Annotated in this window: 13 protein-coding genes; 5 read left to right on the top strand and 8 right to left on the bottom strand. The window is 75.2% G+C overall.

What is annotated here, in order from left to right:
* Positions 1–6: 6 nt before the first annotated feature.
* The 5 genes from ND486_RS18985 (at position 7) to ND486_RS18965 (ending at position 5,008) form a co-directional block, all read left to right on the top strand.
* The gene (locus ND486_RS18985; RefSeq protein ID WP_285898943.1) at positions 7–732 is read left to right on the top strand and encodes an aspartate/glutamate racemase family protein; all 726 of its coding nucleotides are present in this window, start codon (positions 7–9) and stop codon (positions 730–732) included.
* A 201-nt stretch (positions 733–933) separates the two neighbouring features.
* Positions 934–1,638, top strand: a complete 705-nt coding sequence (locus tag ND486_RS18980) for a GntR family transcriptional regulator (RefSeq protein ID WP_251785557.1) — start codon at positions 934–936, stop codon at positions 1,636–1,638.
* The gene (locus tag ND486_RS18975) at positions 1,635–2,636 is read left to right on the top strand and encodes an ADP-ribosylglycohydrolase family protein (RefSeq protein WP_251785556.1); all 1,002 of its coding nucleotides are present in this window, start codon (positions 1,635–1,637) and stop codon (positions 2,634–2,636) included. Before ND486_RS18980 ends, ND486_RS18975 begins: the two co-directional genes overlap by 4 nt.
* 12 nt (positions 2,637–2,648) lie before the next feature.
* A complete protein-coding gene (locus tag ND486_RS18970; protein WP_251785555.1) occupies positions 2,649–4,094 on the top strand; it encodes a cytosine permease in 1,446 nt (481 codons plus the stop codon).
* The gene (locus ND486_RS18965) at positions 4,091–5,008 is read left to right on the top strand and encodes a PfkB family carbohydrate kinase (RefSeq protein WP_251785554.1); all 918 of its coding nucleotides are present in this window, start codon (positions 4,091–4,093) and stop codon (positions 5,006–5,008) included. Before ND486_RS18970 ends, ND486_RS18965 begins: the two co-directional genes overlap by 4 nt.
* Before the next feature lie 221 nt (positions 5,009–5,229).
* On the opposite strand, the gene ND486_RS18960 is transcribed toward ND486_RS18965, so the two are convergent.
* The 8 genes from ND486_RS18960 to ND486_RS18925 all read right to left on the bottom strand — a co-directional run bounded on the left by ND486_RS18960 (position 5,230) and on the right by ND486_RS18925 (position 13,673).
* Entirely contained in the window at positions 5,230–5,715 is a 486-nt protein-coding gene (locus ND486_RS18960; protein WP_251785553.1) for a hypothetical protein, read from the bottom strand.
* Positions 5,716–5,795: 80 nt separating this feature from the next.
* Positions 5,796–6,653, bottom strand: coding sequence for an alpha/beta fold hydrolase (locus tag ND486_RS18955; RefSeq protein WP_251785552.1), 858 nt, complete (start codon positions 6,651–6,653; stop codon positions 5,796–5,798).
* Positions 6,650–7,303, bottom strand: a complete 654-nt coding sequence (locus ND486_RS18950) for an isochorismatase family protein (protein WP_251785551.1) — start codon at positions 7,301–7,303, stop codon at positions 6,650–6,652. The genes ND486_RS18955 and ND486_RS18950 overlap by 4 nt, the downstream gene beginning before the upstream one ends.
* Positions 7,300–7,860, bottom strand: a complete 561-nt coding sequence (locus ND486_RS18945) for a (2Fe-2S)-binding protein (RefSeq protein ID WP_062400706.1) — start codon at positions 7,858–7,860, stop codon at positions 7,300–7,302. Before ND486_RS18945 ends, ND486_RS18950 begins: the two co-directional genes overlap by 4 nt.
* Positions 7,857–10,211 carry a xanthine dehydrogenase family protein molybdopterin-binding subunit gene (locus tag ND486_RS18940; RefSeq protein WP_251785550.1) on the bottom strand — a complete coding sequence of 785 codons (2,355 nt, stop codon included), beginning with the start codon at positions 10,209–10,211 and terminating at the stop codon, positions 7,857–7,859. Before ND486_RS18940 ends, ND486_RS18945 begins: the two co-directional genes overlap by 4 nt.
* Positions 10,204–10,989, bottom strand: a complete 786-nt coding sequence (locus tag ND486_RS18935) for an FAD binding domain-containing protein (RefSeq protein ID WP_251785549.1) — start codon at positions 10,987–10,989, stop codon at positions 10,204–10,206. Before ND486_RS18935 ends, ND486_RS18940 begins: the two co-directional genes overlap by 8 nt.
* Positions 10,986–12,392: an MFS transporter gene (locus ND486_RS18930; protein ID WP_251785548.1), complete on the bottom strand. Its 1,407-nt coding sequence runs from the start codon at positions 12,390–12,392 to the stop codon at positions 10,986–10,988. The genes ND486_RS18935 and ND486_RS18930 overlap by 4 nt, the downstream gene beginning before the upstream one ends.
* Positions 12,393–12,404: 12 nt before the next feature.
* Entirely contained in the window at positions 12,405–13,673 is a 1,269-nt protein-coding gene (locus tag ND486_RS18925) for an FAD-dependent monooxygenase (RefSeq protein WP_251785547.1), read from the bottom strand.
* Positions 13,674–13,701: the final 28 nt, after the last annotated feature.

Below are 13,701 nucleotides of genomic sequence, written 5' to 3'. Positions count from 1 at the left end.
GTGGGCATGATCGTGCCGAGCTCCAACCTGACGATGGAGACCGAGCTCCCGCGGATGCTGCGTGCCCGGGAGGACGTGCTGCCCGAGGACCGGTTCGTCTTCCACGCGGCGCGGGCCCGGATGCAACACGTGACCCCCGAGCAGCTGCGCGCGATGAACGCCCAGGCCCAGCGGGCCGCGGCCGAGCTGGCCGACGCCCGGCCGGACGTCGTCGCGACGGCCTGCCTGGTCGCGATCATGGCGCAGGGCCCCGGCTACCACTGCACCGCCGAGGACGACATCACCGCCGCGCTGCGGGCGGAGGGCTCCGACGCCCCCGTCGTCTCCAGCGCCGGAGCGCTGCTGTCGGGGATCGCCGCGCTCGGTGCGACGCGGGTCGCGATCGTCACCCCGTACATGGAGCCGCTGACGAAGGCGGTCGTGGACTACATCGAGGACGCGGGGGTCGAGGTCGTCGACTCGCTGTCGCTGCAGGTGCCCGACAACCTCGCCGTCGCCCGGCTCGATCCGGCCGACCTGCGCGAGCACTGGCGCAGGCTGGACCTGACCGGCGCCGACGCGCTGGTGCTCAGCGCGTGCGTGCAGATGCCGTCGCTGCCCTCGATCGAGGCGGTGCAGGACGAGGTCGGCATCCCGGTCCTGTCCGCCGCCACCGCGACCACGCACCGCATCCTCACCGGGCTCGGGCTGGAGCCACGGGTGCCCGGGGCGGGGGCGCTGCTCGCCGGCTGAGGCCGTACGACCGGGACCCGCGTGCCGCGCCGGCACGCGGGTCGTCGTCGTGTCCGCGGGCCGGGCGTCCCCGTGATCCTCCGCTGGCGAGTGCGGGAGTACCCGGAGGGTGCGCCCGGCTCCGCGGAGATGGATCACGGGGCGCCGGGCGTCCGAGACAGGGGGTGGACGCGGCCGACCCTGTGCTGTACATGTTTGTACATGTCTGAACAGGGTGGCCGCTCCAAGAGGGCGCGCCTCGTCGAGGACCTCGCCGGGCGGATCCGCTCCGGCCGGTTGCCGCACGGCGAGCAGCTCCCGGGGGAGAACCAGCTCGCCCGCACCTACGCCGTCTCCCGCGGCACCGTCCGCAGCGCACTGGCCGAGCTGGCCCGCCGCGACCTGATCACCACCGAGACCGGCGTCGGGTCGTTCGTGACCTTCGACGGGTCCCCGCTGGACCAGCGGCTCGGCTGGGCGCAGGCGCTCGCCGCGTCCGGCGCGGCCGTGAGCACCGAGCTGCTCGGCATCTCGCCCGGCGGCGACCCCGGCCCCACCGGGTACGAGGGGCCACTGGTCACCGTGCGCCGGCTGCGCCGCGCCGGGACCGTCCCGGTGTCGCTGGAGACGGCGTCGCTGCCCGCCACCGGCGCGCTGGCGCAGCTGCCCGCGACCGGGCTGGTCGACGGCTCGATCACCGCCACCCTCGCCGCCGCCGGGCTGACCGGCGTCGCGGGGGAGCAGTGGATCTCGGTGGCCCCGCTCGACGCCGCGGACGCCGCCACCCTCGAACGCGCCCCCGGCGAGCCGTTCCTGCAGGCCGTGCGGGTCACCCGGGACGCGACCGGCGGGCTCGTCGAGCACGTGGTCAGCCTCCTGGACCCGCAGCGCTTCCGGTTCCACCTCGAGTTCGGCGGCGGGCGGTGAACCCGGCCCGCGACCGCGCGCTCGGCGCGCTGCTCGGCCTGGCCGTCGGCGACGCGCTCGGCATGCCCACCCAGTCGCTGTCCCGGTCGGCGATCGCCGAGCGCTACGGCGTCGTCGACCGGCTCCTCGACGGCGCCGACGACCAGCCGATCGCCCCGAAGCTCCCCGCCGGCACCGTCACCGACGACACCGAGCAGGCGCTGCTGCTCGCCCGGATCCTGCTCGACCACGACGGCCGGGTCCCGCCCCGGGTGTTCGCCTCCGCCCTGGAGGAGTGGGAGCAGGACATGATCCGGCGCGGGTCGCTGGACCTGCTCGGCCCCTCCACCCGCCGGGCCCTGACCCGGCTCGCGGACGGCGAGCCCCCCGAGATCGCCGGCCGCGACGGCGTCACCAACGGCGCCGCGATGCGTGTCGCGCCGGTCGGCATCGCGTACGTCGGCCCGCGGCTCCTCGACGCCGTCGTCGAGTCGGCGGTCGTCACCCACCACACCGCACCCGGGATCGCGGCCGCCGCCGCGGTGGCCGCCGCGGTATCGGCCGGGGTGTCCGGCGCGGGGCTCCCTGCCGCGCTGGACGCCGCGCTCGACGCCGCCCGGGCCGGTGCGCGACGCGGCGGCTGGGCGGCCGGTGCCGACGTCGCCGCCCGCCTCGACGTCGCGTTCCGGGTCCTGCCCGGGCTCGGCCGGGCCGCGCTCGCCGACACCCTCGTCGCCGTCGTCGGCACCTCGGTCACCGCGACCGAGTCCGTCGTCGCCGCCCTCGGGCTCGCCGCCGCCCTCGGCGACGACCCGCGGGCCGCGCTGGTCACCGCCGCCTCGCTGGGTGGTGACACCGACACCGTCGCCGCGATCTGCGGCGCGGTCCTCGGGGCGGTGCACGGCGCCGCCGCACTGCCCGCCGACCTCGTGGGCACCGTCCGCCGGGTCAACGCACCCCTGCTCGACCCCCTCGACGACGTGGTCGAGGGACTGCTCCACCTCCGGTCCACCTCCTGAACGGAGGCCGCCATGGCCACCAGCACCACCGACACCGGTACCACCGCCGAGGGCGGCGCCCTCGAGACCCGGGGCATCGAACCGGTCCCCGTCGCCGAGCGCCACGGCCGGCCCGGCCAGCTCTTCTGGGTCTGGTTCGCCGCGAACATCTCCATCCTCGGCCTCCCGCTGGGCGCGACCCTGGTCGCGTCCGGGCTGAACATCACCCAGGCCGTGCTCGCCGCGGTGCTCGGCAGCGTCGGGTCGTTCGCGATCGTCGGCGCGGTGTCGATCGCCGGTCGGCGCGGCGGGGCGCCCGGCCTGACCCTGTCGCGCGCGGTGTTCGGCGCCCGCGGCAACATCGGACCGACCCTGGTGTCGCTGCTGTCGCGGCTGGGCTGGGAGACGGTGAACACCACCACGGCCGCGTTCGCGTTGCTGTCGCTGGTCACGATCGTCGCGGGCATCAGCCCGTCGGCGAAGGACCACCCGGTGATCACGATCGCCTGCATCGCGGTGTTCGTGCTGTGCACGGTGCTCGTCGCCGGGCTGGGGCACGCGGTGCTCGTGGCGGTGCAGCGCTGGGCGACCTGGGTGTTCGGTGCGCTGAACATCGTCGTCGGCGGGTTCCTGGTCGCCACCGTCGACTGGGCCGCGGTCGCCGCGGCCGCCCCCGCGCCGTCGGGTGCGGTCGTCGCCGCGGTCGGGGTGATCGCCGCCGGCACCGGCATCGGCTGGGCCAACGCCTCGGCCGACATGTCCCGCTACCAGTCCCCGTCGGTGCGCGCCGGGTCGCTGGTCGCCTCGGCCGCGGCCGGCGCGGGCATCCCGCTGGTCCTGCTGATCTCGCTGGGCAGCCTGCTCGCCGCCGGGGACCCGACCCTGGCCACCGCCGACGACCCGGTCGCCGCGATCCGCGACCTGCTCCCCGCGTGGATGGCGATCCCGTACCTGGTCGCCGCGTTCGGCGGGCTGCTGCTGTCCAACCACCTGTCGGTCTACTCGGCCGGGCTGACCACCCTGACCCTGGGCGTGCGGCTGCCGCGGGTGTACGCCGTCGTCGTCGACGTGCTGGTGACCTTCGCCGGCGCGATCTACTTCATGCTGATCGCCGACGGGTTCTACCCGCCGTTCATCGCCTTCATCAGCGCCCTCGCCGTCCCGATCACCGCCTGGGTCGGGGTGTTCGCCGTCGACATGCTGCGTCGCCGCCACTACGACCCGGTGGCCCTGATGGACACCTCGCGCGGCAGCGGCTACTGGTACCGCGGCGGGATCGAGCCGCGGGCGACGGCGGCCTGGGCGCTGGCGATCGTCGTCGGCTACCTGTTCGCCACCGTCGGGCCGTCGGCCGAGCCGTGGTTCACCGGGCCGCTGGCCGGCACCTGGTTCGGCGAGAACGGGCTGGCCTGGGTGATCACCTTCGTCGTCGTCGCCGGGGTGTACGCCGCGCTGGGCGGGGCCCGGGAGCAGCGGTGACCGGCAGGCTCGTCCACTCCGGACAGGTCCTGGTCGACCTGGTCATGCGGGTGCCCGCGCTGCCCCCGCCCGGCGGCGACGTGCTCGCCACCGGCACGACGATGCTGCCCGGCGGCGGGTTCAACGTCGTCGCCGCGGCCGCCCGGGCCGGGGCCGAGGTCCTCTACGCCGGCGGGCACGGCACCGGTCCGCACGGTGACCTCGTGCGGGCCGCGCTGGCCGCGGAGGGCGTCACGGCGACCGCGCCGCCCGATCCCGGCGGCGACACCGGCGTCTGCGTGACCCTGGTCGACCCGTCCGGGGAACGGACCTTCGTCACCGGCAGCGGGGTCGAGACCGCGCCGCCCGCCGGGCTCCCGGCGACCACCGCCGACGACGTGCTCTACGTCTCCGGCTACAGCCTGCTCGTCCCGGACAAGGCCGCGTCGCTGGTCGCCGTGGCCGAGGAGTCGTCGGCGACGGTCCTGCTCGATCCGGGGCCCCTGGTCACGGACGTGCCGGACGCGCTGTGGGAGCGGATGCTCGCCGCCACCGGGGTGCTGAGCACCAACGCGCGGGAGGCGCGGCTGCTCACCGGGGAGCCGACCGCGGCGCGTGCCGCCGGGGCCCTGGCCCGGCGGTTGCGCGACGACGCGGCCGTGGTCGTCCGCGACGGTGCCGCCGGCTGCGTGGTCGTCCGCGACGGGGCGGTGGAGGCCGTCCCGGCGCCGGTGGTCGAAGCCGTCGACACCAACGGGGCCGGGGACGCCCACTGCGGGGTCCTGGCCGCGGAGCTGCTGCGCGGCACGGCATGGTCCGAGGCGGTCGCGCGGGCCGGCGCGGCCGCGGCGCTCGCGGTCACCCGGTACGGGCCGGCCACCGCGCCGACCCGGACGGAGCTCGACGCGTTCCTCGCCGGGGCCGCCGCGGGGTGACGGCGCGCTCCGACGGGCGAACTGCGCTCCGACGGGCCGGCTGCGCTCCGTCGGGCACGCTCCGTCGGCAGCGAGCTCCGTCGGCACGCGCATCCGTCGGCGCGGTGCGGGCCGCCGGTCGGCGCGGCGTCGTCGCTCCATGATCACCGGTTGTGGAGCGCGGAGGTCGTCGAGCGCACTCCTGGCTCCACAACCGGTGATCATGGACGGGGGCAGGGCCCTCAGGTCCCGGCGCCGGCGGCCGTCGCCATGCCCTGGGCGGTCTCCTGGACCGCGCGGAAGGCCGGGCCGCAGACGCCGGCGTCGCCCTCGGCGAGGGTGCCCGGGTCGGCCTGGCAGCCCTTCGCGGCGAAGTCGTCGAGCGCCTTCCCGACGAGGTCGGCCTGCGCGGCCGCGGCCGGTGCGTCCTGGCGGACCTGGGGCAGGGCGTTGCGGATCTCGGTGGTGAACCGGCCGCAGCGCGGGAAGACCGTCGCCGGGTCGCTCGACCAGCAGGGGTCCTGGGCGTAGAAGCGGAACTTGGTCCGCAGCGCCTCCAGCCCCGGTGCGCCGACGCGCTCCGAGGCGGTCTGTCCCGGCCAGGGCTCGGTGTCCTGCGCCGACGAGGCGGCGGGGCGGTCGGCGGAGCAGCCGGCGAGGAGCAGGGCGGCCACCAGCACGGTGGCCGCCCGCAGCAGGGAGGCGGTCGGGCGCGGACACGGTTGCACACCGCGACGGTAGGCCCGTCCGGTCCGCCCCGCCGCTCCGGCCCGGGGCGTCGGACGGGTCCGGCCGGCCCCGGAGCGGGTCAGCCCCGGTCCGGGCCGCCCAGCGCCCCACGCAGCAGCCCCAGCGCCTCGGCCGGGTTGTCCCAGAACACCATGTGCCCGGCGTCCGGGACGGCGACGAGCCGGGCGTCGGGCCGGGCGGCGGCGATCTCGGCGACCCCGGACGCGGGCACGACGGGGGAGTCCGCGCCGTACAGCAGGGTCACCGGCGCCGGGACGTGCGGCCACGCGTCGAAGAAGTCCTCGGACTCGAACCCGGCGTGCGTCGCGGCGATCGCGGCCTCGTCGCAGGAGGACAGCCAGCGCGCGCGCAGCTCCTGCTCGTGGCGTGGCCAGCGCGGCCAGGACCGGGCGACCCCGTCGGCGTCGGTGCCGCGCTGCGCCTCGTGCAGCTGGCCCAGGAACGCCTCCAGCGTCGTCGGGTACGGCGCGCGGCCAGGGCCGGACAGCGGCGGATCGACGAGCACGGCGCCGCCGACGGGCCGGCGCGTCGCGGCGACGGCGGCGATCCGGGCGCCCATCGAGTGCCCGAACAGGATGGTGTCGGGGCCGAGCTCCAGCGCGTCGAGCACCGCCAGGACGTCGCCGGCGTAGTCGTCGAGGGTCCACGAGGTGCCGCTGCCGGACAGCCCGCGGCCGCGGACGTCGAGCACCACCGGGCGGCACAGGTCGACGAGCTCGCGGGCGACGAAGTCCATCGTCACCGCCGGGCTGGTGATGCCGGGCAGGACCAGGACGGGGGCGCCGTCGCCGCCGTAGTCGAGGGCGTGCAGCGCCAGGTCGCCGCGGCGGACCCAGCGGGACACGGCGGGGACGTCGGCGAGGTCGGCGAGCGCGTCCTGGCGGACCTGCCGGACCAGGGTGGACGTGACGGTCACAGGAGTCCCTTCAGGTAGGCGAGCGCGTCGTCGAGACCGAGCACGTCGCCGTACTTCGCGTGGATGTCGAACAGGTTCGCCTCGTGCGGCCCGGCCGCGCGGTCGCCGACGCAGTCCCGCGGCACCAGCACACCGAACCCGGACTGGACGGCGTCGACGGCGCTCGCGCGGACGCAGCCCGAGGTGGTGGCCCCGCACACGAGCACGGTGTCCACACCGGACGACCGCAGCAGGGTCGCGAGCCCGGTGTCGAAGAACGCCGACGCGCCCTTCTTGGTGAGCGTGTGGTCGGTGCGGCGGACGTCGAGCCGGGGGTCGAAGCCGACGGCGGCCGAGCCCTCGACCAGCGAGCGCATCCCGGGCGCCTTCACCAGCCAGGGCAGGGTGTCGAGCTCGGCGGGGGTGTAGGCGATCGTCGTCCACACCACCGGCGCGCCGAGCGTGCGGGCCGCCTCGACCAGCGTCGAGGTCGCCGCGACGACCTCGGACAGCTCGCTGCCGGTGGGCAGCGCGGGGTCGGTGAACCCGACCGTCAGGTCCACGACGACGACCGCGGGCCGGGTCCCGCGCCGGGCGGCGGCGCCGAACCCGGCGGTCGCGTAGGTCGCGTCGGTACCGGCCCCGTGCAGACCGGTGGGGTGCGGGCTCATGCGGATGCTCCGTCCAGTGCGGACTGCGGTGCGGACTGTGTCGCGTGCTGCGGGGCGGAGTCCAGTGCGGACTGCAGCGCGGCGCGGCGGCGGCCCGCGCAGTCCTCCACGGCGTCGACGATGGTCTGGTAGCCGGTGCACCGGCACAGGTTCGACGCCACGACCTCGCGGATCTCCTCGCGGCTCGCGTCGGGCTCCTCGGCGAGGTAGCCCTCGGCCAGCATCAGGAACCCGGGCGTGCAGAACCCGCACTGCAGCCCGTGGTGCTCGCCGAAGCACTGCTGCAGGTCCGACAGCCCGCCGTCGGGCCCGGACAGCGACTCGACCGTGCGGATCGCGGCGTTCTCCACCTGCACGGCGAACAGCAGGCAGGCGCGGGCGGGCGCGTCGTCGACGAGCACGGTGCACGCCCCGCAGATGCCGTGCTCGCAGCCGACGTGGGTGCCGGTCAGCCCCAGGTCGTGGCGGAGCACGTCGGCCAGCGTGCGGCGCGGTGGGATCGCCAGCTCGTGACGCTCCCCGTTGACGGTCAGCTCGACCAGCTGGATGTCGGTCACGGTGCCTCCCGGTTCAGCGCGGCGAACAGGTCCGCGCGCGACAGTGGGGTGGAGTCCAGCTCGACGCCGGTGGGGCGCAGCGCGTCGTTGACGGCGTTGAGCACGGCCGCGGGGGCGCCGATGGTCCCGCCCTCCCCCGCACCCTTCGCGCCGTCGGCGGTGAACGCGCACGGCGTCTCGAGGTGCTCGATCCGCACGTCCGGGATCTCGGCGGCGGTCGGGACCTTGTACTCCATGAAGCTCGGCGCGAGCGGCTGGCCGAGCTCGTCGTAGACGACCTGCTCGAACAGCGCCCCGGCGATGCCCTGGGCGATGCCGCCGCGGGCCTGCCCCTCGACGACGCGCGGGTGGATGGCGACGCCGCAGTCCTCGACGCAGACGTAGCGCAGGATCTCCACGCCGCCGGTGCCCGGGTCGAGCGCGACGACGCAGCCGTGGGTGGCGTTGGAGAACGTGCCGTCGCCGCCGACGTCGAAGCTCGCCGTCGCGGTCAGGCCCGGCCCGACCTCCTTGGGCAGCAGGTGCGCGCGCAGGTAGGCGACGTCAGCCAGCTCGGCGTAGGAGAACGTGCGGTCCCCGGCGCGCACCCCGCCGCGGCCGTCGAGCTCGGCCGAGTCCACGTCGGCGTCGGCCAGGTGGGCTGCCAGCGCGCGCAGCTGGTCGCCCAGCTTCACCGCCGCCGCGGCCGCCGCGGACCCGCCGATCGTCACCGAGCGGGACGCGAACGAGCCCCAGCCGTAGGTGATCCGGTCGGTGTCGCCCTGGACGATCTTGACCTTGTCGTAGGGCAGGCCGAGCCGGTCGGCGACGATCTGGGCGAAGGTCGTCTCGTGGCTCTGGCCGTGCGACAGCGTGCCGGTGGTGACGGTGACCGTGCCGTCGAGGTCCATCGTGATCTGGGACAGGTCGAACCCGGGGACGACCTGCATCTTCCGCGCCGCGAACGCGCCGGAGCCGTAGCCGGTGCGCTCGGAGAAGCAGGAGTAGCCGATGCCCAGCACCCGGCCGTCGGGCAGGGTGCGCCCGGGCCAGCCCTCGTCGCGCAGCACCTGCTCGCACAGGTCGAGGGACTCCCGGTAGGAGCCCGGGTCGTAGGTGATGGCGTTGACCCCGCGGTAGGGGAACTCGGTGATCAGGTTGCGCCGGCGGACGTCCAGCGCGTCGAGCCCGAGCTCGCGGGCGGCGCGCTCCATCAGCCGCTCCATCACCATCACGTACTGCGGCCGGGACACCCCGCGGTACGGCGCGGTCGGCGCCTTGTTCGTGGTGACCGCGCGCCCGCGCACCCGGTAGGCGGGGACCCGGTAGACGCCGGGCATCTCCGCCGAGGCCATCAGCGGCTCGATCCCGGCCGTGAACGGGTAGCAGGAGTAGGCGCCCATGTCGCAGACGACGTCGGACTCCAGGGCGAGGATCTCCCCGTCGGCGGTGAACGCGGCGCGGGCGGTGTAGTGCTGCTCGCGGGCCAGGAAGCTCGCGGTCAGCGCCTCGCGCCGGTCCTCGATCCACTTCACCGGACGGCGGAGGCGCCGCGCGGCGGCCGCGGCGGCGATCTCCTCCCGGCCGACGACGCACTTCTGCCCGAACCCGCCGCCCATGTCCGGCACGACGACCCGGACCTGCTTCTCGTCGAGCCCGGCGCAGCGGGCCAGGACCGTGCGGACCTGGTGCGGGACCTGGGTGCAGGTGCGCACCACCAGCTGCTCGTCGCGGTCGTCCCAGTCGGCGACGACACCGCGGGTCTCCAGCGGCAGCGCGTTCTGCCGTCCGGTGCGGGCCTCCACGGTGACCACCGTGTGCGCCTCGTCGAAGATGCCGTCGATGCCCTCGGTGGCGAACAGCGACACGTCGACGAGCACGTTGCCGGGGGCCTCGTCGTGCACCGGGGGACCGGCCGCGGCCAGCGCGGCGGTCTCGGTCACCACCGGGTCGAGCGGGTCGAGCTCGACGACGGCGGCCTCCACCCCGTCCTCGGCGGCGTAGGGGTCGGTGGCGATCACGACGGCCAGGGGCTCGCCGACGTAGCGGACCTTGTCGCCGGCCAGCACGGGCATCGAGGTGGGGACGAACTCCTCGAGCGGCCGGTCGAGGAGCGCGGTGATGTCGCCCAGGGCGAGATCGGCGGCGTCGAACGCGGCGACGACGCCGGGCACCCGCCGGACCTCGGACAGGTCGACGTCGACCACCCGGGCGTGCGCCTCGGTGCTGCGCACGAACGCCGCGTGCAGCATCCGGGGCAGGGTGATGTCGTCGACGAAGCGGCCGCGGCCGGTGAGCAGCCGCGGGTCCTCCCGGCGCGGGACGGACGCGCCGACCCAGCTGCCGTCGCGGCGGAATCCGGGCTCAGCCACGGGCGGCCTCCTCCCGGGCCCGGGCGACGAGGGTGCGGACCAGCCCGCGGCGGTACTCCGCGGGGATCCCGGCCTCGTCGCGCAGCTCCAGACCGTCGGCGACCTCGTCCGGCGTGCCGGCGTCGGGCACCAGCACCGGGACGGTGCCGACCCCGCCGAGCACGACCTCCCCGGTGCCCAGGTCCACCCCCGCCGCGACGACGGCGAAGTCGCCGCGACGGTCGGCGTACTCGGTGAGCGCCGCGCGCGGCGCGGGACGGGGGAAGACGATCTCCACGATCACCTCGTCGGGGTCCAGGGCTGTGGTGAACGGGCCGAGGAAGAACTCCCGCGCCCGGACCTCCCGGCGCCCGCCCGGCCCCTCGGCGACGACGACGGCGTCGAGCAGCACGGCCAGCAGGCACCACTCGGCGGTGGCGTCGCCGTGCGCGATCGAGCCCCCGACGGTGCCGCGGGTGCGGATGGGCAGGTGCCCGACCCAGCGCATCGCGGCCGACAGCACCGCGAAGTCCGGCCCGAGGTCGGCCCGCTCGACAGCCCGGTGGGTGGTGAGCGCGCCGATCCGGAGCGCCCCGTCGGCGTGGTGGATGCCGGCCAGGCCCGGCACGTGAGTGAGGTCGATCAGGTGCCCGGGCCGGGCCATCCGGTAGTTCATCATCGCGACCAGGCTCTGCCCGCCGGCGAGCAGCTTGGGCTCGTCGTCGGCCAGCTCGGTCAGCAGGTCGACCGCCCCGCGCACCGACGACGCCCGGTGGTAGGTGAACGCGGCGGGCTTCACGCCTTCTCCACCCGCTCCACGGCCGGGGCGTCGAGCGTCTCCTCGTCGCCGGTGATGCGGTCCAGCTCGCGGCCCCGGGTCTCGGGGGCGCCGAGGGCCATGAAGGTCACGGCGGCGAACACGAGCAGCGCCATCAGGGTGAAGGTCAGCGGCAGGCCGAGGACCGGCCACAGCAGGCTGCCGAAGATCAGCGGGACGAACCCGGTGACCGCCCGGCTCGACGACGACGCCCAGCCGAAGCCCGAGGCCCGCAGCTCGGTCGGGTAGAGCTCGGAGACGTAGGCGTACATCACCGGGATGACGACCAGGGCGAAGAACCCGAACACCGCGATCATCGCGACCGCCGCCGTCGGCGAGCCCATGACCAGCGAGAACACGACCAGCGACAGCGCGGCGCACGGACCGGCGACGCCGATGACCCACTTGCGGCCGACGACCTCGACCAGCAGCACCGAGGTGATGACACCGAGGATGCCGACCGCGTTCATGACGGTGGTGGAGGCGAACGCGGCGACCTCGCCCATGCCCTGGGCGCGCAGGATCGACGGCATCCAGGACAGCGCGGCGTAGTAGACGACCATGACGGTGATGAACAGCGACCAGGCGACGCCGGTGATGCGCGGGTTGAACGCCCACACCATCTTCAGCTGCTCGCCCAGCGCGCCGAGACCGCGGCGGCGCGAGGTGGTCGGTTCCGGTGCGGCGGCGGTGATCGCGTACTGCTCCACCGGGGCGCCGGTGCGGCGGACCATGTCGTCGATGACGTCGCGGGCCTCGGCCTCGCGGCCGGTGCGGGCCAGGTAGATCGGCGACTCCGGGACGCCGCGGCGGATCCAGAACAGCAGCAGCGCGGGCAGCACCATCAGCGCGAGCATCCAGCGCCAGTTGCCCTCGACCGGCACGAGCAGTGTCGCCGAGAGCCCGGCGAGGGTGGTGCCGATCGGCCACCAGCCGTCCATCGCGGCGAGCACCTTGCCCCGGTAGCGCCGGGGTGAGAACTCGCTGACGATCGCGTAGTCGACCGGGATGCAGCCGCCGAGCCCGATGCCGGCCAGGAAGCGCAGCGCCAGGAAGACCTCCCAGCTGGGGGAGAAGGCGCCGAGCACCGAGAACAGGGCGAAGATCAGCAGGGTGATGCTGAAGACCCGCTTGCGGCCCATCCGGTCGGCGATCGTGCCGAACGCGACGGCGCCGACGGCCATGCCGATGAGGTTGGCCGTCGCGACGAGGCCGCGCTGGCCGGTCGAGAGGTCGAACTCGACGCCGAGCAGCGGGGTGAGGAAGCCGTTGAGGGCGACGTCCCAGGCGTCGAACATGTAGCCGAGGCCGCCGATGAGGAAGATCTTCCCCTGGACGCCCCAGCGCCAGGGCAGGTCCTGGACGACCTGGTCTCCGGTACGCATGTCGGTGCTCCTCTATCGGGAGAAGGGGTAGGTGACGGACTCGTCGTCCGGGTCGTTCAGCGGGGAGCCCCGCCACAGCCAGTCGTACGACACGTCGGACTCGCCCTGGAAACGGCGCAGCTTCTCGTCGCGTTCGCGCTGCTCGGGGCCATCGGGCAGGTGGTAGAAGTCCATGTTCTGCAGCGAGGCGTCCTGCACGACGCCCGCGTGCTTGGCGCGGCGCTGCACGTAGCGGGCGAGCGCGGTGTCGATCCCGCCGCGGCCGACCGCGCCGAGCTCCTCGGCCAGCACGGCGGCGTCCTCCATCGCCTGGGAGGCGCCCTGGGCCTGGTAGGGGAGCATCGCGTGGCAGGCGTCGCCGAGCAGGGCGACCCGGCCGTCGATCCAGACCGGGTCGCGGCGGCGGCGGTGGAGCGCCCACACCGAGACGTCGTCCTTGGCCTTGGACAGCATCGCCGGGACGCGGTCGTCCCAGTCGGCGAAGTCGGCGACGAGGTCCTCGGCGGTCGCCGGGGCGCTCCAGTCGCGCTCGACCTGCTCGGTGCAGGGCACGATCGCGACGACGTTGAGGTACTCGCCGCGGCGGATCATGTAGTGCACCAGGTGCTTGCCAGGGCCGTACCAGATCGTGGAGTGGTAGCGGTCGAGCAGGAACCGGGTCGCCGGGTCCGCGGCGATCAGCTCGCCGGGGATCAGGGCGCGGTAGGCCATCTCGCCGGAGAACACGAGGGTGTCGTCGAACCCGGCGAGGTCGCGGACACCGGACCGGATGCCGTCCGCGCCGACGAGCACGTCGCCCGCGACGCGCAGCCCGCGCGCGGTGACGGCGACCGGGCGGTCCGGGTCGGTGCGGTCGAGCTCGACGACCTTCGCGTCGGTGTGCACGGTGACCGCGGGGCCGGGGCCGTCCGGGTCGAGGCAGGCCTCGAGCAGGATCCGGTGCAGGTCGGCGCGGTGGTAGTGCCAGTACGGGGCGCCGTAGGTGTCGACGACCTGCTGCCCGAGCGGGAGCTGGGCGATGATCGAGCCGTCGGCCCAGCGGCGCCGCACCTGGTCCTGCGGGGCGGTGTGGATCCGCTCCAGCGACCGGCGCAGCCCCAGGCCGAACAGGATCCGGCTGGCGTTGGGGGCGGTCTGGATGCCGGCACCGACCTCGCCGAGCTGCGGCGCGGCCTCCAGCACGGTGGCCCGGAAGCCCTGACGGCGCAGGGCCAGTGCGGCGGTCAGCCCGCCGAGACCGCCGCCCGTGACCGTGATCTCCAGGGACTGGCTGGGTGCCACGACTACCTCCTCGCGTCCGTCGGGCCTG

Source organism: Pseudonocardia sp. DR1-2 (genome assembly GCF_023717215.1).
GTDB lineage: Bacteria > Actinomycetota > Actinomycetes > Mycobacteriales > Pseudonocardiaceae > Pseudonocardia > Pseudonocardia alni.
This window is presented reverse-complemented; position numbering and strand designations above follow the sequence as displayed.